Genomic DNA, 19,952 nt, shown 5'->3' with positions numbered 1-19,952 from the left:
GGATTGATACCGTGACGAAACCTCGCCTGTACTCCGGAATGCAGCCCTCCGCCGACTCCCTTCAGATCGGCAACTACATCGGCGCGCTCCTGCAGTGGCGGGATCTTCAGAACTCCTACGACGCGTACTTCTCGGTTGTGGACCTGCATGCCCTCACGCAGCCGAACGATCCAGCAGAGCTTCGCGAGAAGACGCGACGCACCGCCGCGCAGTACATCGCGGCGGGCATCGAGCCGTCGAAGTCGACGCTGTACGTGCAATCGCACGTGCGCGCGCACGCCGAGCTGGCCTGGATCCTCAGCACCATCACGGGCTTCGGCGAAGCGAACCGGATGACGCAGTTCAAGGACAAGTCGGCCCGCTACGGGCAGGACTCCACGAGCGTCGGTCTGTTCACGTATCCGGTGCTCATGGCCGCGGATATCCTGCTGTACCAGACCGACGTGGTGCCGGTGGGCGACGATCAGAAGCAGCACGTCGAGCTCACTCGGGATCTCGCCGAGCGCTTCAACACCCGCTACGGTCAGACCTTCACGGTGCCGATGCCGGTCATCCAGAAGGAGACCGCGCGCATCTACGACCTGCAGAACCCGACGTCGAAGATGTCGAAGTCCTCGGAGAGCGATGCGGGCGTGCTCTGGATGCTCGACGACCCGGCGAAGTCGGCCAAGAAGGTCATGCGGGCCGTGACCGACACCGAGGGATCCGTGCGCTTCGACCGGGAGAACAAGCCCGGCGTCTCGAACCTGCTCACGATCTACGCGGCCCTCTCGGGTCGTCAGGTCGCGTCGATCGAAGACGAGTACGCGGGGCGCGGCTACGGCGACTTCAAGAAGGGCCTCGCCGAGGTGGTGGTGAGCGAGTTCGAGCCCGTGCGCGCACGGGCGCTCGAGCTGCTCGACGACCCCGCCGAGCTCGATCGCATCCTGGCCGAGAACGCCGGGCGAGCAGATGCCGTCGCCGACGCGACCCTGTCGGATGTGTACGACCGCGTGGGGCTGCTCCGCCGCGTCTGAGAGCCTCCGGCCTCTAGGATGGGGGCGTGACCGATCCGCAGCTGCCGCCCCCATCCGGTGCCGTGCCTCCTGTTCCGACTGCGCCGTATGGAGCCGTTCCGCCGCCTCCCCCGGGCTACCAGCCGGCTCCGCCTGCCGCACCGCCGGTGTACGCGGCCCCGGCCGTTGCGCCTCCGGTCTACTCGGCTCCGACTCCTGCACCGCAGGCGGCTCCTCCGGGCGCCTACCAGGTTCCCGTCGGCGGCTACGCGGCTCCTGCGGGCGCATATGCCGTGCCGGAGACGACTCCTCGCGCCTCGGGCTTCCTCGGCCTGCTCGCCCTGATCCTCGCGCTCGTCGCCGCCGTCGTGACGCCGATCGTCGTCGGAGTGGCGGGCTTCGAGATCGGCCGCCGCATCCCGCAGGGCATCACGACCACGAACGATGACGTGCTCAGCGTGCTCTCACCGGCGCGCGACCAGGTGCTGTGGGCAGAGCTCTCCTTCTGGACCGGCACACTGCTCGGCGTGGCCGCCATCGTCATGGGCATCATCGCCATCCGAAAGAAGCAGGGGCGGGGTGCCGGCATCGGCGCTCTGGTGGTCGCGGTGCTCGCACCGGCGATCTTCTTCGTGGTGCTGCTGATCGCCTTCTCCACCGGCAGCGCAGCGGGCTTCGTCGAGTTCGCCAGCTGACGAGCGCTCGCCAGGACTGCGTACACGCCTCAGCGCGGCGCGTGGTGTTTCTGCTGCGCGGCGAGCAACCCCTCGGCGACGAGGAGTTCGACCGCGTCGGCGGCGTCTGAGACCAGGATCGGCAGGTTCGGACGCTCCTCCTTGCCGAACGGCGAGAGCACCCAGTCGGCGGGGTCCTGACGGCCGACCGGACGCCCGATGCCGACGCGCACGCGCGGGAACTCGGGCGTCGTGAGCGCGCGCGCGATGTCACGGACGCCGTTGTGGCCTCCGTGTCCGCCGCCGATCTTCAGCTTGACCGTGTCGAACGGGATGTCGAGCTCGTCGTGCACCACGACGACCTGCTCCGGCGGCACCGAGTAGAACCGCGCCAGAGCTGCCACCGGAGTGCCCGAGACGTTCATGAAGCTGTTCGGCTTCGCGAGCACGAGCTTGTCGGCACCCGGGCGAAGCCAGGTATCGACGACGCGTGCGCCGCCCTTGTGCTCGCGGAAACTCTCACCGCGACGTGTCGCGATCTCGTCGACGACCATCTGACCGATGTTGTGGCGGGTGCTCTCGTAGCGGGGGCCGGGATTGCCCAGGCCCACCACCAGCCAGGTGGATGACATGCCCTCGTCCTCTCATCCGCGTCCCTTGCCGGGACCCGGTCAGGATACGACAGAGGGGACGCGATCGGATCGCGTCCCCTCTGCGGTGAATCAGTCGGAGATCACTCCGCGGCGGCGTCCTCAGCGGCAGCGTCGCCCTCGGCGCCTTCTGCAGCCTCAGTGCCCTCGGCGGCCTCGGTCTCCTCACCGAGGTCCTGCTCGGCGGGAACCGCGATCGCGACGATGAGCACCTCGGGGTCGGCCAGCAGCGTCGAACCCTTGGGGAGCTTCACGTCTGCGGCGGTGATGTGCGCGCCCTCTTCGAGACCCTCGACGGAGACCTCGAGGTTCTGCGGGATGTGCGTGGCCTCTGCCTCGATCGACAGGGTGTTCGCGTCCTGGTTGACGACCGTGCCCGGCGCGGGCTCGCCGGTGACGATGACCGGAACGTCGATCGTGACCTTCTCGCCCTTGCGGACGACGAGCAGATCGATGTGCTCGATCACCTGGTGCACGGGGTCCTTCTGCACGTCCTTGACCAGCGCGAGCTGCTCCTTGCCCTCGATGTCGAGCTCGAGCAGCGCGTTGGCGCGACGGATGATGAGTCCGACCTGGTGGCCGGGCAGTGCGACGTGCACCGGCTCGGTGCCGTGGCCGTAGATGACGGCGGGAATCTTGCCGGCGGCGCGGAGGCGACGGGCGAAGCCCTTGCCGAAGCTCTCGCGGAGCTCGGCGTGGACCTTGGTGTCTTCAGACATGCGGTTCTCCTTCGGGACACGCAGCGAAGGCGCCGCGCGGTGGTCTTGGAATTGTCAGCTCGAACGCAGACGCGTGAGGAAAGCCACCGGCTCGCTTCGCCGCGTCGATAACGGATGTCCGCGCACGCGCAGAAGCATCCCTCGCCGAGGTACAGCTCAATGGTACCGGATGAGCCGATAGGCTGGTGACACCGGTCCTTTTCTGCAGATCACGGAGAACCTCATGCTCGACGGCGCCTTCCTCTCGCACGCACTCCTCTGGCTGATCGGTGCGATGTCCGTGTGCGCGGTCGGCGGTGCTTTCGCCGCCCTGTTCTCGATGGGCCGCTCCGGATACCGCAAGGACTGACACCGGGGAGAGCCCGCTCAGGAGAGTTCGCTCAGTAGAACTCGACCGTGTCGACCACGGCCCGCAGCTCCCGGCCGTCCAGCAGTCGCGTCGCGTTCTCGGCGAAGCGGCGGGCGATGCGCTCTTCCTCCCGGGAATTGAGCGCCGCCGTATGCGGGCTGACCAGCACGTTCGGATGAGACCACAGCGGCGACGCGGCATCCAGAGGCTCCTGCTCGAAGACATCGAGGCCCGCGAACGAGATCGTCCCGTCGTCCAGCGCGCTCAGCAGCGCAGCCTCGTCGACGACGGTCCCACGTCCGACGTTCGTCAAGATCATGCCGGGTTTCGCCGCCTCGAGAACCTCCGCGCCGATCAGGTGCTCGGTCTGCGCGGTTCCCGGCAGCGTCACGACGATCGCGTCGACGTGACGGACGGCTTCGATGAGCTCGTCGAGCGGCACCAGGCGATCGATGCCGTCGACGGGCTCCCCGGACCGCGTCGTGCCCCACACTGTCGCCCCGAGGGCGTGGAACCGCCGGGCGCATTCCGCGCCGATCCCACCGAGCCCGACGATCAGCACCGTCATCTCGTCGAGCTGTCGCATCTCCCAGCGGTCGGGCCAGGTCCGGGTACGCTGATCCGCCAGCAGCCGGGGCAGGCCCTTGGCGCCGGCCATGACGGCGAAGACCGCGAATTCCGCGAGCGTTCCCCCGTGCACACCGGCGCTGGTCGTGAAGACGACCCGATCGAGATCCTCCCGCGAGAGCCCGGCCGCCTTCACGGTGCTGCCGCCGCCCGCGGCCGTCGTCATCACCCAGCGCAGGCCGGGGTTCGCACTCACCGTGCGGGCGAGCGCCGCCGCATCGACGTCGGGGATCCCGAAGAGGACCTCGGCCGAATCCACCATCGCGTCGAAGGCGGCCTGCTGGTAAGGAGTGCGCACGAAGTCCGGATCCCCCGTCCAGTCCGCGGGCCCTCGCATCGGCGGCGTCAGCGCCGGATCGCTGACGACCTCCACACGCGGTTCGAGCGTCTCGATGAGCCGGCAGAGCTCCTCGGGCAGCGGTACAGCCACGACCGCACGCAGCTTGCTCTCCGAACCGACCATGGTGACCCCTCTCGCCGACGACCCTGTCCAGCGTAGGACGTCGGGCGATCGCTCCCGCCGGGCGACCCGACCGTTCGTCGCAATCCGTGACACGAGGCGCGCCCGCCCTCCGCACAGCGATACGCTGAAAGCACCCCATTCTTCACGATTCAGGAGCCTTCTGTGCCCGAAGCATCAGCGAACATCGGAGTCGTCGGACTCGCCGTCATGGGTTCGAATCTCGCCCGCAACCTCGCCAGCCGCGAGGGTAACACCGTGGCGATCTTCAACCGCAGCCACGCGAAGACCCAGACGCTCCTGGATGAGCACCCGGAGGCGGGCTTCGTCGCCGCATCGACGTACCAGGAGTTCGCCGACTCGCTGCAGAAGCCGCGCACCGCGATCATCATGGTCAAGGCCGGCGGTCCCACCGACGCTGTCATCGACTCGCTCGTCGAGGTCTTCGAGCCCGGCGACATCATCGTCGACGGCGGCAACGCCTACTTCCCCGACACGATCCGCCGCGAGAAGGCCGTGCGCGAGACCGGCATCAACTTCGTCGGCGCCGGCATCTCGGGCGGCGAAGAGGGCGCGCTCACCGGCCCCTCGATCATGCCCGGCGGCTCCGACGAGTCGTGGGTCACCCTCGGCCCGATCCTGAAGTCGATCGCCGCAGTGGCCGAGGGCGAACCGTGCGTCACCCACGTCGGCCACGACGGCGCCGGCCACTTCGTCAAGATGGTGCACAACGGCATCGAGTACGCCGACATGCAGCTCATCGCCGAGGCCTACGACCTCATCCGCCGCGGCACGGGCAAGACCCCCGCCGAGATCGCCGACATCTTCGCCGAGTGGAACACGGGCGAGCTCGAGTCGTACCTCATCGAGATCACCGCCGAGGTGCTGCGCCAGGTGGATGCTGAGACCGGCAAGCCGCTCGTCGACGTGATCGTCGATCAGGCCGGCGCCAAGGGCACCGGCGCCTGGACCGTGCAGACCGCGCTCTCCCTCGGCGTGCCCGTCTCGGGCATCGCCGAGGCCACGTTCGCCCGCTCGCTCTCCTCGCACCCCGAGCAGCGTGCCGTCGCCGGCGCGCTCCCGGGTCCGGACGACGAGTTCGAGGTCGAGGACGAGGCCGCCTTCATCGAAGACGTGCGCCTCGCGCTGTACGCGTCGAAGATCGTCGCGTACTCGCAGGGCTTCGACGAGATCCGCGCCGGCGCCGCCGAATACGGCTGGAACATCGACCTCGGCGCGATCTCCAAGATCTGGCGCGGCGGCTGCATCATCCGCGCCCAGTTCCTGAACCGCATCGCCGAGGCCTACGCCGAGACGCCGGACCTCCCCGTGCTGATGACCGCCCCGTACTTCGCCGAGGTCTTCACCCGCGGCCAGGCGTCCTGGCGCCGCGTGGTCGTCACCGCCGCGCAGGCCGGCATCCCCGCACCCGCCTTCTCGTCGTCACTGTCGTACTACGACGGCATCCGCGCCGACCGGCTCCCCGCCGCGCTCGTGCAGGGTCAGCGCGACTTCTTCGGCGCGCACACCTACAAGCGCATCGACAAGGAAGGCACCTTCCACACGCTGTGGTCGGGCGACCGCACCGAGATCGAGGCGGAAGACACGCACTGACCTGCGTTCTGATGCACGAGGGCCGGGCACCGCGATGGTGTCCGGCCCTTTCGCGTCGGTATCGTCGTGCACGTCCCTGCGGACAGGAGGAGCATCATGACCGGCGATCGTGAAGAGATGACGGAGTACTCGCTGAGCGCTCTGCTGACGCCGCCGACCGCTCCCCCGGAGCCTGAGGACTTCGATGACTTCTGGCTGTCGACGTTCGCGGAGTTCGGCGGCGGCAGGGTCGAGTGGGAGGAGGTGCGTTCCCTCGAGTCGACGGAGACCCACCGGGTGACGGAACTTCGGCTCTGGTCCTCCGCGGGTGAATGGGCGGTCGCCTACGCGATGGTGCCCCTGTCGGGGGCGGACGTCCGCCGCGGTCTCGTGGTGGGACACGGCTACGGAGGCCGGAGCGGCCCCGACCTCGACCTCGTCTCCGCAGACACCGCCGCGATCTTCCCGTGCGCCCCGGGAATCCCTACGGGCACGCCCAGCCGCTTCCCCGCCGATCCCTCCGATCACGTGCTCGCGGGCATCGCGCATCGGGACACCTACTCGCATCGCTTCGCCGCCGCCGACCTGTGGCGGGCGGCGAGCGTCCTGCTCGACCTCGCTCCCCCGGCGGCCCGAGCGCTCGACTACTCGGGCACCAGCTTCGGCGGCGGTATCGGTGCCCTGGCACTGCCCTGGGACGCACGGTTCCGTCGCGCGTCCTTCGACGTGCCGAGCTTCGGCGACCATCCGGTGCGGCTCGGTCGACGGAGCACCGGCAGCAGCGAGGCCGTGCGTCGGCATCTGCGCGAGCATCCCGAAGACCGCCCGGTCCTGAGTTATTTCGATGCCGCCATCGCCGCACGCCGCCTGCATCTGCCCGTTCACATCGGAGCCGCTCTGCTCGACCCCGCGGTCGACCCGCGCGGGCAGTTCGCGGTGTACCACGCCCTCACCGGCGCTCGTCGCCTCACCGTGCGGGCGAACGGACATCTCGACGGACCGATCGCGGAGCTCTCGGACCAGCTCGTCGCGCAGGGCGCGATCGACTTCTTCGTGCTCCCCGACGAGCGCCTGGTCAGGATGCCGAAGTCGGCATCCACCGCACAGGGGATCTTCACAGAAGACGCATAGTCAGCTCCATAGAAATTCCATAGGAGATTCCGCAGAATGGATGCATGACCAGCGACCTGCCCGATCTTCGCCGTCCTGACGGTTCTCCCCTGCGCATCCTCGCCGTCGACGACGAGCAGATGCTCACCGATCTCCTGGCGATGGCGCTCCGCATGGAGGGCTGGGAGGTGCGCACCGCCTCCTCCGGGATGGAGGCCCTGCAGGTCGCGAAGGAGTTCGAACCGGATGCTCTGGTGCTCGACATCATGATGCCCGATCTCGACGGTATGGCCGTGCTGAAGCGGCTCCGCGAGGCCGGGAGCCTGGTGCCCGTGCTCTTCCTCACCGCGAAGGATGCCGTCGGCGACCGCGTCGCCGGGCTCACCGCCGGCGGGGACGACTACGTCACCAAGCCGTTCAGCCTCGAGGAGGTCATCGCGCGCCTGCGCGCCATCATCCGTCGCACCGGGCACGCCACCGCCGACGACGGACAGTCAATCCTCCGCGTCGCCGACCTCACCCTCAACGAGGACAGCCACGAGGTCATCCGCGACGACGTCGAGATCGACCTCACCGCGACGGAGTTCGAGCTGCTCCGATACCTCATGCGCAACGAGCGGCGCGTGCTGTCGAAGGCACAGATCCTCGACAGGGTCTGGAGCTACGACTTCGGCGGCAAGTCCTCGGTCGTCGAGCTGTACATCTCGTACCTGCGCAAGAAGATCGATGCCGGCCGCACGCCGCTCCTGCACACGGTCCGCGGAGTCGGCTACATGATCAAGGCGCCGCAGTGACCGATGCGGCGATGGCACGACGGCCGATGAGCCTGCAGACACGGCTGATGACCGCCGTGATCGGGTTCGTCTCGCTGATCCTCGTCATCGTCGCGATCATCACCAGCGCCACCCTCGGCCGCACCATGGAGGACCAGCTCGACCAGAAGCTCAGCCTCAGCGCGCAGCAGCACGCCCGCTGGGCGTCATCGTTCGACGGGCAGCAGACGACCGCACAGAACGTGCTGGCCGGGCAGACGGTGCAGGCGTCCGGTGTGCTGTTCGCCGTGCTGAGTCCGCTCACCGGAGCGAGCGGTGTCATCGTGACCAGCAGCGCCGAGGACGAACTCACCGGCACCCTCGAGGGCCTCACCCGCCAGCAGCTGCAGGAGATCGTCGACACGCTGCAGCAGAGCGTCGACACGATGACCGACACCTCGCCGGTGACCGTCACCCTCACCGGCGTCGGGTCGTACCGGATCATGGCCCTGCCGGTGGGCAACGGCGCCATCGCCGTGACCGGCCTTCCCCGCGACGACATCCAGAACCAGCTCACCCAGCTGCTCACCGTGATCGCGCTCGCGACGATCGGCGGCCTGATCCTGCTGGCCCTGACGACAGCGATCACGATCAGACTCGGCCTGCGCCCGCTCCGCGCCGTCGCGAGGACCGCGACCCGCGTTGCCAACCAGCAGCTTGATCGCGGCGAGGTGACCATCACCGAGCGGGTTCCGGCCTACGAGGCCGATCCGCGCACCGAGACCGGTCTCGTGGGCGCCGCGCTCAACAAACTTCTCGATCACGTGAACACCTCGCTCGCCGCCCGCCAGAAGAACGAGGAGCAGATGCGGAGGTTCGTGGCCGACGCCAGTCACGAGCTTCGGACCCCGCTCGCCTCCATCCGCGGCTACTCGGAGCTGTCCCTCCGCGCGCTCCGTCAGAATCCGCAGGGTGCCGACGGCCCGGACGCCATCGAGAGCACGACCTCGTCGCTGGAGCGTATCCAGGCGCAGTCCCTGCGGATGACACGTCTCGTCGAGGATCTGCTGCTGCTGGCCCGACTCGACGAGGGACGCGAACTCATCTACGGCACCGTCGACCTCACCCAGCTCGCTCTGGAGGGCCTGTCGGATGCTCGACCCACCGGGGTCGATCACCACTGGGTGATCGAGGTCCCCGATGAGCCGGTCACGATCGTCGGCGATGCGGGGCGCATGCATCAGGTCGTCGCGAACCTGCTCGCGAACGCGCGCACGCACACCCCCGCGGGCACCACGATCACCCTCAGCGTCGGCCAGGAGGGCTCCGAGGCCGTCCTGCGCGTGCACGACGACGGCCCGGGGATCGATCCCGCGCTCCGCGACGAGCTCTTCGCCCGCTTCGCGCGCGGCGACAGCTCCCGCGCCCGGCAGACCGGTGGCACGGGCCTCGGGCTCGCGATCGTCAAGGCCATCGTCGACGGCCACGGCGGAACGATCCTCGCGACCAGCGAGCCGGGTGACACGACCTTCACGGTGCGCCTGCCGCTCACTCCTGCCGCAACCGCGGGCACCCCGGCCTGATCCTGCGCTCGGGCGTTTCCCGGGTCAGTAGCCGGCGAACGCGTCGGTCGTGAGGCTGCGGGCCTTCTGCAGCGCGGGCGTGAGATCCGCGATGAGGCGTGGCGGACCCGAGATGTAGGCGTGCCGGGCTGCCAGGTCGCCGACGGACCGCTCGAGCGACTCGGCGTCCAGCCGGGCGCCCTGCGCCCAGGTCCAGTGCGCGGGCAGGTCTGCCGGTTCGTCGCGGGTGAACACGAAGGTGCGCACCCCGGTCGCGGCCAGCTCATCGCGGAACGCGAGCTCCGCCGCCTCGGACGCCACGTACACGAGCACGATGTCGCGCTGCCGTCCGTCGGCCTGCAGCTGGCGCAGCTGGGAGACGAAGGGGGTGACGCCGATCCCGGCGGCGACCATGAGCACCGGCGACTCGCTGCGAGGGAGGATGAAGTCTCCCCAGGTGCCGGTCACGGCCAGCGTCGTGCCGGGCTCGGCCGCGGCGAGTGCCCGCTTGTAGCTCGACGGATGCTTCTGATCGCCGTTCTTGTACGCGATGCGCAGCGTCGGCAGGTCGGTCGGCGCCGACACGATGCTGAACTCCCGCCTGGTGCCTCGCGCATCGGGACGGTGGTGGGGGACGTCGAGTTCGAGATACTGGCCGGGGAGGAAGTTCACCTTCCCGTTGGCGCGGAAGGTCAGCTCCTGCGCCGTCGGCGTGACGAAATCGCGCCGCTCCAGCACCAGCCGCACCGACCCGCGCAGGGCGAAGGCGAACGCCAGCAGGTTCCCGATTATCAGGGCCCGCTCCTGACCCAGCGTGAACAGGCCGGCGACCGAGATGGGCCATCCGGCCAGCACGCCGACCACGATGGCCACCGCGAACTGCTGATGGCGGCGCGGCGGGAGGGTGAGCGGCTCGGAGAGCATGAACGCTCCGAGGAAGAGGAACGGCGACTGGAGCACCGCGAACTGCAGCGCCGTGACGATGTCGAACGGGATATCGAACTCCTGCGCCTGCACGGCCTGTCGGAGGATCGACACCGCGAACGCGACGAGGAGGAACACCAGCACCACGCGCACCTTCTCGGTGCGCCACAGCACGGCCAGCCCGAGGACGGCCACGGGGATCGTGAGCACGGGCGTGCCCACCCACCACGACGAGGAGGTGCCCAGCCATTCGAGTGCGCCGAACGCGCCCAGGATCGACACCACGGCGGCGCCGAACGCGGCGGGGTTCACGATGTGCCGCCCGCGCCACGCGATCAGGTACTTGGAGAGGCTCGCGAGAGCGCCGGCCAGCGCGAGACCGAGCAGGCTCGCCGGCTCCAGTCCCGGTCGCAGCACGAACAGCAGGATCAACGCGGTGACCAGCGACGACTCGATGCGCCAGGGAAGCCGGAGGATGCGCTGGGCTGCGGCGTCCACCGCCGAGATCACCACCGCGAGCACGACGAACGACACCACCAGCTCGAGCGGCGCCGGAGAGACGATCACGCCGAGCAGCGACAGCACGAACGCGATGACGGCGAGGGCGGCGAGGGCGAAGAGCACGAGGCGGTACATCGACAGCGAGCCCAGGACCGCGAGGACCCGCTGGCGTGCGGCGGCGAGAGACGAGATCACGTTTTCCACTCTTCCTTAGTTCTGATCGTCGGGGCGCGCTCCGCGCCCCGACCCTGCGAGGAACAGCTCTGCCGGGCACCCGGGCGATCGCTCGACCCGGCCGTCGGTGGTCATCCGCACCCACTCCACGCCCCAGGCCGCGGCCAGCGCCGGGCCACCGTCGAAGAAGAGCGCCGTCGCGACGGCATCCGCTCGCATCGCCTCTGGCGCGAACGCCCACGTGGCGGCCCAGGTGCGCACGGGCACCCCGGTGCGGGCGTCGAGCACATGGTGCAGGCCGTTCCCCCACGCCCGACGGTTGACGGCCGACGCGCACAGCGCGCCGTCCTGCACGCTGACGACGCCGATCGCCTTGCGGGCGTCGAACGGATGCTCCAGCCCGATGCGGGCGGCCGCACCCCGCACCCGGATGTCGCCACCCGCATCGACCACGACGTCTCCGGACACACCGGACAGCACTGTGGTGACGAGGTCGACCAGCCGCCCCTTGCCGAGCGCGCCGACATCGAGCAGTGCGGGAGCGGATGCCGTCGCTGCGGCATCCGTCCACGACACGCGGTCCTGCCAGTCGGCCGGCGCACTCACCGGCTCCCCGGCGATAAGCGAATAGCCGGGGTCGTACCCGAGGGCACTGAGACTGTCGGCCACCAGCGGGTTCACGGCCCCACCGGTGGCATCCGACAGCTCCCGGTAGGCGTCGAGCATGACGCGGGCGTCCGTCGAGGCGAGCGCGCCGCCCTCGCGACCGAGCCGGGTGACGTCGGAGTCATCGCGGAACCGCGACCACTCGCGGTCGAACCGATCGATCTCGGCGGCGACGGCTGCGCGGTCGGCATCGGTCAACTCCACCGACGTCTCGATCTCCCAGCCGGTGCCGATCGCCTCGAACCGCCAGGTCGCCATGACGAGACCTCCGGCGCCTAGGCCGCGGCCTGCTCCTTGATCGCGTCGACCGCGTCGTTGAATCCGCCGCTCGTGAGCGAGGAGCCGGCCACGCGGCTCACGTCGAGCTCGTCGATGGACTTGCCCTCGACCTCGTCGGCGATGCCGTCGATGAACTCGCCCTGATAGCGCTCGGTCTCGGGGGCCTGCGGGTCGCCGGTGACCTCGACGTCGGTGACGACGCCGTCTGCGAGGGTCAGCGTGACCGAGATCTTCTCGACCGTCTCGGGCGTCTGGTACTGGCCATCGGCGGTGTAGGTGCCGTCCTTGTAGCTGCCGGCGGCGTCACCGCCGGACTCGGAGCCGGTGCTCTCGTCGGAGCCCGTGCCGGCGCCGTTCGTCGGCTCGTCGGTGTCGGCGGGTGCGGAGCAGCCGGCGAGGACGAGGAGTCCCGCGACGCCGATGAGAGCGGCTCCCTTGTGGACAGAGGTCGGTACGGTCGTGCGGATCATGATGGTCCTCCCGGCTCGGTGTCTCGCGACTGTATGCCGCTGAATCGACCGTAGGCATCCCGTCTATGCGCGGGCTGTACCGTGGCGCTGCGTTACGCGTCGCCGCCGAACATGCTCGTGACAGAGCCGTCTTCGAAGACCTCGTGCACGGCGCGGGCCAGCAGCGGCGCGATCGGGAGGATCGTGAGGCGGTCCCAGCGGCGGGACTCGGTGAGCGGGATCGTGTCGGTGACGACGACCTCGTCGATCGACTCGTCCTGCAGGCGCTCGTGCGCCGGGTCGCTGAAGATCGCGTGCGTGGCAGCGACGATGACGCGGTGCGCCCCCGCGGCCTTCAGCGCCTGGGCGGCCTTGACGATCGTGCCGCCCGTGTCGATCATGTCGTCGACGAGGAGGCAGGTGCGACCCTCGACGGTTCCGACGATCTCGTGCACGGAGACCTGATTGGCCACCTTCGGGTCGCGGCGCTTGTGGATGATCGCGAGCGGCGCGCCGAGGCTGTCCGACCAGGTGTCGGCGACGCGCACGCGGCCCATGTCCGGAGAGACGACGGTGAGGATCTCGCGGTCCGCCGGGCTCAGCGTGCGCTGGAAATGCTCGAGGAGGACCGGCTTCGCGAACAGATGGTCGACGGGGCCGTCGAAGAACCCCTGGATCTGCGCGGCGTGCAGGTCGACGCTCATCACGCGGTCGGCGCCGGCCGTCTTGAGCAGATCGGCGACGAGGCGCGCGCTGATCGGCTCGCGCCCACGGCCCTTCTTGTCCTGACGAGAGTAGGGGTAGTAGGGCGCCACGACGGTGATCCGCTTGGCGGACGCGCGCTTGGCGGCGTCGATCATGATGAGCGTCTCCATGAGCCACTCGTTGACCGGCTCGCCGAACGTCTGGAAGAGGAAGAGGTCGCAGCCGCGGATCGAGACCTCGAATCGGGCGTAGATCTCGCCCGAGGCGAAGGTGCGGTGCTCGGTCGGCGCGATCTCGGTGCCGAGCGACTCCGCGACCGCTGCGGTGAGCGCGGGATGCGAACGCCCTCCCGCGATGACCAGGCGCTTCTTGGTCTTCGCGACCAGACCCGGAGCGATGCCGTTGTCGCGATCCAGATCGACGATCTTCTTCTTGCGCGCCATGTCCGCCTATTCCGCCGAATTCTCGCGAGATGCAGCATCCGCCGCACCCGTGCCTGCTCTGTTCTTCTCGACCCACCCCTCGATGTTGCGCTGAGGGGCGACGCTCATGGCCAGGGCGCCGGCGGGGACATCCTTGCGGACGACTGCGCCTGCCGCGGTCTTCGCACCAGCACCCAGCCTAACGGGCGCGACGAGCACGGTGTGCGACCCGGTGTGCACCTCGTCGCCGATCTCGGTGCGGTGCTTGTGCACGTCGTCGTAGTTCGCGGTGATCGTGCTCGCGCCGAGGTTCACGCCGCGGCCGATGGTCGCGTCTCCGACGTAGGACAGGTGCGGGACCTTGCTGCCCTCGCCGATCTCCGCGTTCTTCGTCTCGACGTAGGCGCCGATCTTTCCGTTCGCGCCGAGAACGGTCCCGGGGCGCAGGAACGAGAACGGGCCGACGGTCGCGCCCGCGCCGATCACGGCGAGCGTGGCATCGGTGCGTCGGACGATCGCGTCCTCCCCCACCTCGCAGTCGACGAGAGTGGTGTCGGGGCCGACGATGGCGCCGGGAGCGATGGCGGTGGCCCGCAGGATGTGCGTGTTCGGGAGGATCGTGACGTCGGGCGAGAGGTTCGCGTCGTCGTCGATCCAGGTGGTCGCCGGGTCGATCACTGTGACGCCCTCGCGCTGCCAGCGGCGCACGATCCGGTCGTTCAGCACGCGACCGGCCTCGGCGAGCTGGACGCGGTCGTTGATGCCGAAGGTCGACGCGGTGTCCTCGGCGAGCTCGGCCGCGACCGTCTGGTCGGCGCCGCGGAGCAGCTCGATGACCGTGGTCAGGTACATCTCGCCCTGAGCGTTGTCCTGACCGACCCGCGAGAGGTAGGTGCGCAGCTCGGGGGCGCGGAACACGTAGACGCCGGCGTTGATCTCGGTGACCGCCGCCTCGTCGGTGCTCGCATCCTTCTGCTCGACGATGCGCTGCACCGTTCCCGCGTCGTCGCGGATCACGCGGCCGTAGCCGGTGGGGTCGTCGAGTCGGGCGCTGAGCAGCGTGGCCGCTGCGGCGGCACTCCGGTGGCCGTCGATGAGCCGGCGGAGCGTCTCGACCTCGAGCAGCGGCACGTCGCCCGAGAGCACGAGCACATCGCCGTCGAAGTCGCCGGGCAGCGCGTCGATCGCCACCTGGACGGCGCGGCCGGTACCGGGGACGTCGTCCTGGTCGATGAAGACGGCGTCGGGATAGTCCTTCGAGAGGGCGGTGACCACCTGGTCGCGCTCGTGACGCACCACGACCTCGATGTGCTGCGCCTCCAGCCGCGCCGCGGTCGTGAGCACGTGGCCGACCAGCGGTCGTCCGCCGATCGGATGCAGGACCTTGGGGATGCGCGACTTCATGCGCGTGCCCTGTCCTGCGGCGAGGATGATGATCGCGAGGTTAGCTGTCATGCTCCGCCGCCAGGACTCGAACCTAGACCTAACAGCTCCAAAGGCTGTCGTGCTGCCATTACACCACGGCGGACCGCGCCGTCCGCGAGGACGCCGCGCGTCAAGTCTGCCATGCCTGGGCCGGTGTTCTGCTGACGGGCAGCGGCGTCATCCGCGCGAAACACCTCTTTGGGATGCTGAGGGGGTGAGCATCGTCATCGAACGGGTCCAGAGCCCGAGCCCGGCCCTGGCCGCCTTCCTCGAATCCCACCACGCGGACATGGAGCCGACCGCCCCCGCGGAGAGCCGGCACGCCTTGCCCTTCGACCGGCTTCTCGTGCCCGGCATCCGCCTGTTCGCCTCCCTCGACGACGGACACCCGGTGGCGACCGGTGCGCTTGCGACCGTCGATGACGGCCACGAGGAGCTCAAGTCGATGCGCACGGATCCCGCGATGCGCGGCCGGGGCCTCGGACGCGCGATGCTCGATTTCCTGCTGACGGATGCCGCGAGCCGCGGCATCCGTCGTGTGTCACTGGAGACGGGGAGCATGGAGTTCTTCGCCCCTGCGCGGGCGCTCTATGCGAGCGCGGGGTTCGTGGAGTGCGGACCGTTCGGCGGCTATCGCCCCGATCCGCTCAGCACGTTCATGACACTCGTGCTGCCCCCGGCATCCGGCGTGCCGGCGCGCACGGGATAATGATCGGATGAGCGAAGCGGATGAGGTCGACCGGATCGTCGGTGCGTGGAACACGCAGCGACCCGACCTCGACTTCTCGCCGCTCGAGGTGCTGTCGCGGATGGACCGGCTCACCCGACTGCTCGATCGGGCCCGCCGCGACGTCTTCCGGCGCAGCGATCTCGAGCCCTGGGAGTGGGACGTGCTCTCGGCGCTGCGTCGCGCGGGCGCTCCCTTCCAGCTGTCGCCGAAGCAGCTGCTGCAGCAGACCCTCGTCTCGAGCGGCACCATGACGAACCGGATCGACCGCCTCGTCGCACGGCGCTTCGTGCGCCGGGAGGCTGACCCGGGCGACGGCCGCAGCGTGCTCGTGATCCTCACCGACGACGGGCGCATCCGGGTGGATGCCGCGATCACCCGTCTGGTCGACGTCGAAGCCGACCTGCTGCGCGGGCTGTCCCGTGGCGACCGCGACCGCCTCGCCGGCCTCCTCCGCAAGCTCAGCCTCAGCTTCGACTCGTGACGAGGCTCTGCCGATGAGCTGCTGCTGATGGGACTCTGCTGATGGGCATGCCGTCTCCGCTCCCCCCGCGCGATGGCGTGGGCGCGACGCGCCTCCACGTGCCGCTGACCGGCGAGTGGCCCACCGTGGCCGCGTACATGGTGGAGCGCTTCTTCCACCTCGACCCGGAACGCCTGCTGTTCCGTTTCGACCGCGGCGACATCGTGGCGCGCGACGGCACGGCCCTGACCCGGCACACGCCCCTCGGTGCCGAGGAGTTCATCTGGTACTACCGTGAGCCGGCGGTGGAGCAGGAGATCCCGTTCACCGAGGAGATCCTGCACCAGGACGAGCACCTCGTGGTGGTCGACAAGCCGCACTTCCTGCCGACCACGCCGGGCGGGAAGTTCCTGCAGAATTCGGCACTGGTGCGCCTGCGCCGCCGGCTCGACAATCACGACCTCGCGCCCATCCACCGCTTGGATCGCGCCACCGCCGGACTGCTGATGTTCTCGGCGCGTCCGGCGACGCGCGGCGCCTACCAGCTGCTGTTCGAGAACCGGCAGGTGCAGAAGGTCTACGAGGCGGTGTCCGCCCGGCCCGCCGACTGGGATCCGGCCCGCTTCCCCCTCGTGTACCGCAACCACATCGAGAAGCTGCGCGCCCAGGTGCGCGTGCAGATCGACGACGAGCGCGAGCCCAACTCCGAGACGCTGATCGAGCTCATCCGCGCCGACGACCGCGTCGTGCACACCCTGCTGCGGCCGCACAGCGGCAAGATGCACCAGTTGCGCGTGCATCTCGCCGCCATCGGCCTCGGCATCCTGAACGACCGCTTCTACCCGACGCTGACCGAGGACCTGCCGGACGACTACGACCGACCGCTGCAGCTGCTCGCCCGCGAGCTGCGCTTCGTCGATCCGCTGAGCGGCGAGGATCGGGTCTTCACGACGCGGCGCGTGCTGCAGGAGGCGCCCCTCGGTCCCTGAGCCTGACGAAGGGTCAGCGGCGCATGATCTTGCGCGCGAGCGCCGTGCCGAGCAGCTGCACCAGGTGCACGAACACTACGATCAGGACGATCGCCGCCCACATCACGACCGGCTCGAACTGCCGGAAGCCGTAGATCTGCGCGAACGCACCGAGGCCTCCGCCGCCGGCGAGCCCCGCCATCGCGGTCATGTCGATAAGCGCGACCACGATGAACGTGTACCCGAGGATGAGCGGCCCGAGCGACTCGGGGATCGCGACCGTGAACAGGATGCGCCAGGGACCGGCCCCCATCGACCGCGCCGCCTCGATCACGCCGGGCGACACGGAGACGAGATGCTGCTCGACGATGCGGCCGATCGCGAAGGCGGCGGCGATGCCGATGATGAACGCCCCCGCGGTGGTGCCGATGCCGATGCCGATCACGGCGCGGGCGAGCGGTTGCGCGACGACCAGGAAGATCACGAACGGGATCGGACGGAAGAAGTTGACCGCAAGGTTCGCGATCGTCGAGACGACGACGTTCTGCAGCAGGCCACCGCGACGCGTCACGTACAGGATGATGCCGATCACGAGTCCGAGCACGCCGCCGAGCACGAGCGCGAACGACGACATGTAGAGGGTCTCGAGGGCGGCGGCCCAGAACTCGGGGGCGAGTTCGATCAGACGGTCCATCAGTGGACCTCCTCTCCGGCGATCTCGGTGACTTCGACGCGTTCGCCGATCGCGGCGAGAGTCTGGTCGATCGCCGAACTCTCGCCGCGGATCGCGAGAGTGAGGTGTCCGAACGCGCGTCCGCGGATGTCGTTGATGCCGCCGAACACGAGCTCGAAGTCGAGGCCGGCGTTCGCGAGGTCGAGGAATACCTGCGCCTGGGAGGAGTCGCCGTCGCGGAACGAGAAGGTCACCAGACGGCCCTGATGGCGTTCGCGGAGCACCGCGACCTCGGCGGGCGACGGCACGCCCTTGACGACCGTGCCGACGAAGCGCTGCGACGCCGGATTCTGCGGCGCGGAGAACACGTCGAACACGTCGCCCTGCTCGATGACGCGGCCGCGCTCCATGACGGCGACCTTGGTGGCGATCGTCTGGATCACGTCCATCTCGTGCGTGATGACGACGATCGTCACCCCCTGCTCCCGGTTGACGCGCTTGAGCAGGTCGAGCACCTCGTGCGTGGTCTGCGGGTCCAGCGCGCTGGTCGCCTCATCGGCGAGCAGGATGGCGGGACCAGTGGCGAGGGCGCGGGCGATGCCGACGCGCTGCTTCTGTCCGCCGGAGAGCTGCTCGGGGTAGGCCTTCGCCTTGTCGGAGAGCCCGACGAACGACAGCAGCTCCGTGACCCTGGCTTCGATGTCGGCCTTCTTCCACCCGGCGAGGGTGAGCGGATAGGCGATGTTGGCCTTCACGCTGCGGGAGGAGAAGAGGTTGAACTGCTGGAAGATCATGCCGATCCCGCCGCGCACCTTCCGCAGCTCGCTCTCCTTGAGGGAGGTGATGTCGACGCCGTCCACGAGGATGCTGCCGGAGGTGGCCGGCTCGAGGGCGTTGATCAGCCGCACCAGCGTGGACTTGCCGGCGCCCGAGTATCCGATGATGCCGAAGACGTCGCCCTTCTCGATCTCGAGGGTCACGTCGTCGACGGCGACGATGTCGCCGTCTCCGGGTTTCCGCGACGGATAGGCCTTCGACACGTTGGTCAGGCTCACGATCGGCATGTACTGCTCCGGTCCGGTTCTGGGGGAATGAGAATCGGGTGACGCAGCGGCGTCACCCGATTCCCTCGTGTCAGGCGGGATGGCTCCCGCCCGCGGTCACTTGTTCTCGGCCGCTTCCTTCTGGACCTTCTTCAGCGAGTCGACGAGGTCGGTCGCCGGGACCTCGAGCGAGAGGGCCGTTCCGCCGGAGGACTCGGCGAGTCCTTCCTGGACGGCCTCGTCGGTCTGGAAGATCTCGACGAGCTTCAGGTACGTCTCGTTGTCGGCGTCTTCGGCACGCGTCGCGAAGACGTTCACGTACGGCAGTGCGTTCGGATCCTCGACATCGTCCGTGGCGAGCGCGTCCTCGAACGTCAGGCCGGCGTTCACGACGAAGTCGTTGTTGATGATGGCTGCGGCCACATCGGGCAGCGAGGTCGGCGTGATCGCGGCCTCGAGGGCCGTCACCTTGACCTTGGACTTCTCGGTGTCGATGTCGGCGAGGTCGGAGTACGGGGTGCCACCGCTCTTGAGCTCGATGAGACCGGCCTGCTGCAGCACGTTCAGCGAGCGCGCCTGGTTCGACGCATCGTCGGGAACGGCGACGGTCTCGCCCTTCTTGATGTCGTCGACGTCGTCGTACTTGGTCGAGTAGAGACCCAGCGGGTAGATCGCGGTCGAGCCGATCGGGGTGAGGTCCGCGCCCGAGTTCTCGTTGTACTCCGCGAGGTACACGATGTGCTGGAACTGGTTGAGGTCGATCTCGCCCTCGGTGAGCGCCGGGTTCGGCTGCTCGTAGGAGCCGAAGTCGACGAGCTCCACCGTGATGCCCTCTGCGGCTGCAGCATCGACGAAGGGCGCCCACTGCTCGTCGCCCTTTCCGACGACGCCGATCTTGACGACCTCGTCGGCTTTCGATTCACCGCCGTCGGAGCCGGCGTTCGAGGCTGCGGTGGCGCAGCCGGCGAGCGCGACGAAGAGCGGGACCGCGACGAGCGCGGCGATGACGGACGTGGTGCGACGTGACATGGGAAGGAGTTCC

The 19,952-nt window shown here is 69.1% G+C and carries 21 protein-coding genes and 1 tRNA gene; 10 read left to right on the top strand and 12 right to left on the bottom strand.

Going from position 1 to position 19,952, the window contains the following annotated elements; genetic code table 11:
- Positions 1-11 precede the first annotated feature (11 nt).
- Together trpS and QFZ21_RS19740 are read left to right on the top strand one after the other, a co-directional pair.
- The gene (gene trpS, locus QFZ21_RS19745; RefSeq protein ID WP_307380916.1) at positions 12-1,016 is read left to right on the top strand and encodes a tryptophan--tRNA ligase; all 1,005 of its coding nucleotides are present in this window, start codon (positions 12-14) and stop codon (positions 1,014-1,016) included.
- Between the two features lie 26 nt (positions 1,017-1,042).
- Positions 1,043-1,690, top strand: coding sequence for a hypothetical protein (locus QFZ21_RS19740; protein ID WP_307380914.1), 648 nt, complete (start codon positions 1,043-1,045; stop codon positions 1,688-1,690).
- 29 nt (positions 1,691-1,719) lie between these two features.
- Here the strand turns inward: QFZ21_RS19740 and pth are convergent, their stop codons facing one another.
- The gene (gene pth, locus QFZ21_RS19735) at positions 1,720-2,301 is read right to left on the bottom strand and encodes an aminoacyl-tRNA hydrolase (protein ID WP_307380913.1); all 582 of its coding nucleotides are present in this window, start codon (positions 2,299-2,301) and stop codon (positions 1,720-1,722) included.
- A 101-nt stretch (positions 2,302-2,402) separates the two neighbouring features.
- Positions 2,403-3,038, bottom strand: coding sequence for a 50S ribosomal protein L25/general stress protein Ctc (locus tag QFZ21_RS19730; RefSeq protein ID WP_307380911.1), 636 nt, complete (start codon positions 3,036-3,038; stop codon positions 2,403-2,405).
- A 223-nt stretch (positions 3,039-3,261) separates the two neighbouring features.
- On the opposite strand from QFZ21_RS19730, the gene QFZ21_RS19725 reads away from it, so the two are divergent.
- Positions 3,262-3,387 (top strand): hypothetical protein, encoded by a 126-nt coding sequence (locus QFZ21_RS19725; RefSeq protein WP_307380910.1) that lies wholly within the window; start codon positions 3,262-3,264, stop codon positions 3,385-3,387.
- Between the two features lie 31 nt (positions 3,388-3,418).
- On the opposite strand, the gene QFZ21_RS19720 is transcribed toward QFZ21_RS19725, so the two are convergent.
- Entirely contained in the window at positions 3,419-4,477 is a 1,059-nt protein-coding gene (locus QFZ21_RS19720) for a D-2-hydroxyacid dehydrogenase (RefSeq protein ID WP_307380909.1), read from the bottom strand.
- Positions 4,478-4,639: 162 nt separating this feature from the next.
- On the opposite strand from QFZ21_RS19720, the gene gndA reads away from it, so the two are divergent.
- The 4 genes from gndA (at position 4,640) to QFZ21_RS19700 (ending at position 9,512) form a co-directional block, all read left to right on the top strand.
- A complete protein-coding gene (gene gndA / locus QFZ21_RS19715) occupies positions 4,640-6,088 on the top strand; it encodes an NADP-dependent phosphogluconate dehydrogenase (RefSeq protein WP_307380908.1) in 1,449 nt (482 codons plus the stop codon).
- Positions 6,089-6,184: 96 nt separating this feature from the next.
- Positions 6,185-7,198: an acetylxylan esterase gene (locus QFZ21_RS19710; protein WP_307380906.1), complete on the top strand. Its 1,014-nt coding sequence runs from the start codon at positions 6,185-6,187 to the stop codon at positions 7,196-7,198.
- A gap of 44 nt (positions 7,199-7,242) precedes the next feature.
- Entirely contained in the window at positions 7,243-7,971 is a 729-nt protein-coding gene (locus QFZ21_RS19705; RefSeq protein ID WP_307380904.1) for a response regulator transcription factor, read from the top strand.
- A 26-nt stretch (positions 7,972-7,997) separates the two neighbouring features.
- On the top strand, positions 7,998-9,512 hold the full coding sequence (locus QFZ21_RS19700; protein ID WP_373426055.1) for a sensor histidine kinase: 1,515 nt from the start codon (positions 7,998-8,000) through the stop codon (positions 9,510-9,512).
- A gap of 24 nt (positions 9,513-9,536) precedes the next feature.
- On the opposite strand, the gene QFZ21_RS19695 is transcribed toward QFZ21_RS19700, so the two are convergent.
- The 6 genes from QFZ21_RS19695 to QFZ21_RS19670 form a co-directional block, all read right to left on the bottom strand.
- A complete protein-coding gene (locus QFZ21_RS19695) occupies positions 9,537-11,111 on the bottom strand; it encodes an FAD-dependent oxidoreductase (protein ID WP_307380901.1) in 1,575 nt (524 codons plus the stop codon).
- 15 nt (positions 11,112-11,126) lie between these two features.
- Positions 11,127-12,014, bottom strand: a complete 888-nt coding sequence (locus QFZ21_RS19690; protein ID WP_307380900.1) for an FAD:protein FMN transferase — start codon at positions 12,012-12,014, stop codon at positions 11,127-11,129.
- Between the two features lie 17 nt (positions 12,015-12,031).
- Positions 12,032-12,505 carry an FMN-binding protein gene (locus QFZ21_RS19685; protein WP_307380898.1) on the bottom strand — a complete coding sequence of 158 codons (474 nt, stop codon included), beginning with the start codon at positions 12,503-12,505 and terminating at the stop codon, positions 12,032-12,034.
- Positions 12,506-12,597: 92 nt separating this feature from the next.
- Positions 12,598-13,632 carry a ribose-phosphate diphosphokinase gene (locus QFZ21_RS19680; RefSeq protein ID WP_046012959.1) on the bottom strand — a complete coding sequence of 345 codons (1,035 nt, stop codon included), beginning with the start codon at positions 13,630-13,632 and terminating at the stop codon, positions 12,598-12,600.
- 6 nt (positions 13,633-13,638) lie between these two features.
- A complete protein-coding gene (gene glmU / locus QFZ21_RS19675) occupies positions 13,639-15,066 on the bottom strand; it encodes a bifunctional UDP-N-acetylglucosamine diphosphorylase/glucosamine-1-phosphate N-acetyltransferase GlmU (RefSeq protein ID WP_307380897.1) in 1,428 nt (475 codons plus the stop codon).
- Position 15,067: 1 nt separating this feature from the next.
- A tRNA-Gln gene (locus QFZ21_RS19670) sits at positions 15,068-15,139 on the bottom strand.
- A gap of 111 nt (positions 15,140-15,250) precedes the next feature.
- Here QFZ21_RS19670 and QFZ21_RS19665 point away from each other — a divergent pair.
- The 3 genes from QFZ21_RS19665 to QFZ21_RS19655 are packed head-to-tail and all read left to right on the top strand — an operon-like array spanning position 15,251 to position 17,215.
- Positions 15,251-15,745 (top strand): GNAT family N-acetyltransferase, encoded by a 495-nt coding sequence (locus QFZ21_RS19665; RefSeq protein WP_307380896.1) that lies wholly within the window; start codon positions 15,251-15,253, stop codon positions 15,743-15,745.
- 7 nt (positions 15,746-15,752) lie between these two features.
- Complete coding sequence (locus QFZ21_RS19660; RefSeq protein WP_307380895.1) at positions 15,753-16,247, top strand: MarR family winged helix-turn-helix transcriptional regulator; 495 nt, start codon at positions 15,753-15,755, stop codon at positions 16,245-16,247.
- A gap of 41 nt (positions 16,248-16,288) precedes the next feature.
- The gene (locus QFZ21_RS19655) at positions 16,289-17,215 is read left to right on the top strand and encodes a pseudouridine synthase (RefSeq protein WP_307380893.1); all 927 of its coding nucleotides are present in this window, start codon (positions 16,289-16,291) and stop codon (positions 17,213-17,215) included.
- Positions 17,216-17,228: 13 nt separating this feature from the next.
- Here QFZ21_RS19655 and QFZ21_RS19650 read toward each other — a convergent pair whose 3' ends face one another.
- The 3 genes from QFZ21_RS19650 to QFZ21_RS19640 form a co-directional block, all read right to left on the bottom strand.
- Entirely contained in the window at positions 17,229-17,888 is a 660-nt protein-coding gene (locus tag QFZ21_RS19650) for a methionine ABC transporter permease (protein WP_307380891.1), read from the bottom strand.
- Positions 17,888-18,931 (bottom strand): methionine ABC transporter ATP-binding protein, encoded by a 1,044-nt coding sequence (locus tag QFZ21_RS19645; protein ID WP_307380890.1) that lies wholly within the window; start codon positions 18,929-18,931, stop codon positions 17,888-17,890. The genes QFZ21_RS19650 and QFZ21_RS19645 overlap by 1 nt, the downstream gene beginning before the upstream one ends.
- A gap of 96 nt (positions 18,932-19,027) precedes the next feature.
- Positions 19,028-19,939: a MetQ/NlpA family ABC transporter substrate-binding protein gene (locus QFZ21_RS19640; RefSeq protein WP_307380888.1), complete on the bottom strand. Its 912-nt coding sequence runs from the start codon at positions 19,937-19,939 to the stop codon at positions 19,028-19,030.
- Between the last annotated feature and the right edge of the window lie 13 nt (positions 19,940-19,952).

The organism is Microbacterium sp. W4I20, from assembly GCF_030816505.1.
GTDB lineage: Bacteria > Actinomycetota > Actinomycetes > Actinomycetales > Microbacteriaceae > Microbacterium.
The sequence above is the reverse complement of the archived record's forward strand: the minus strand, read 5'-3'. Positions and strand labels throughout refer to the sequence as shown.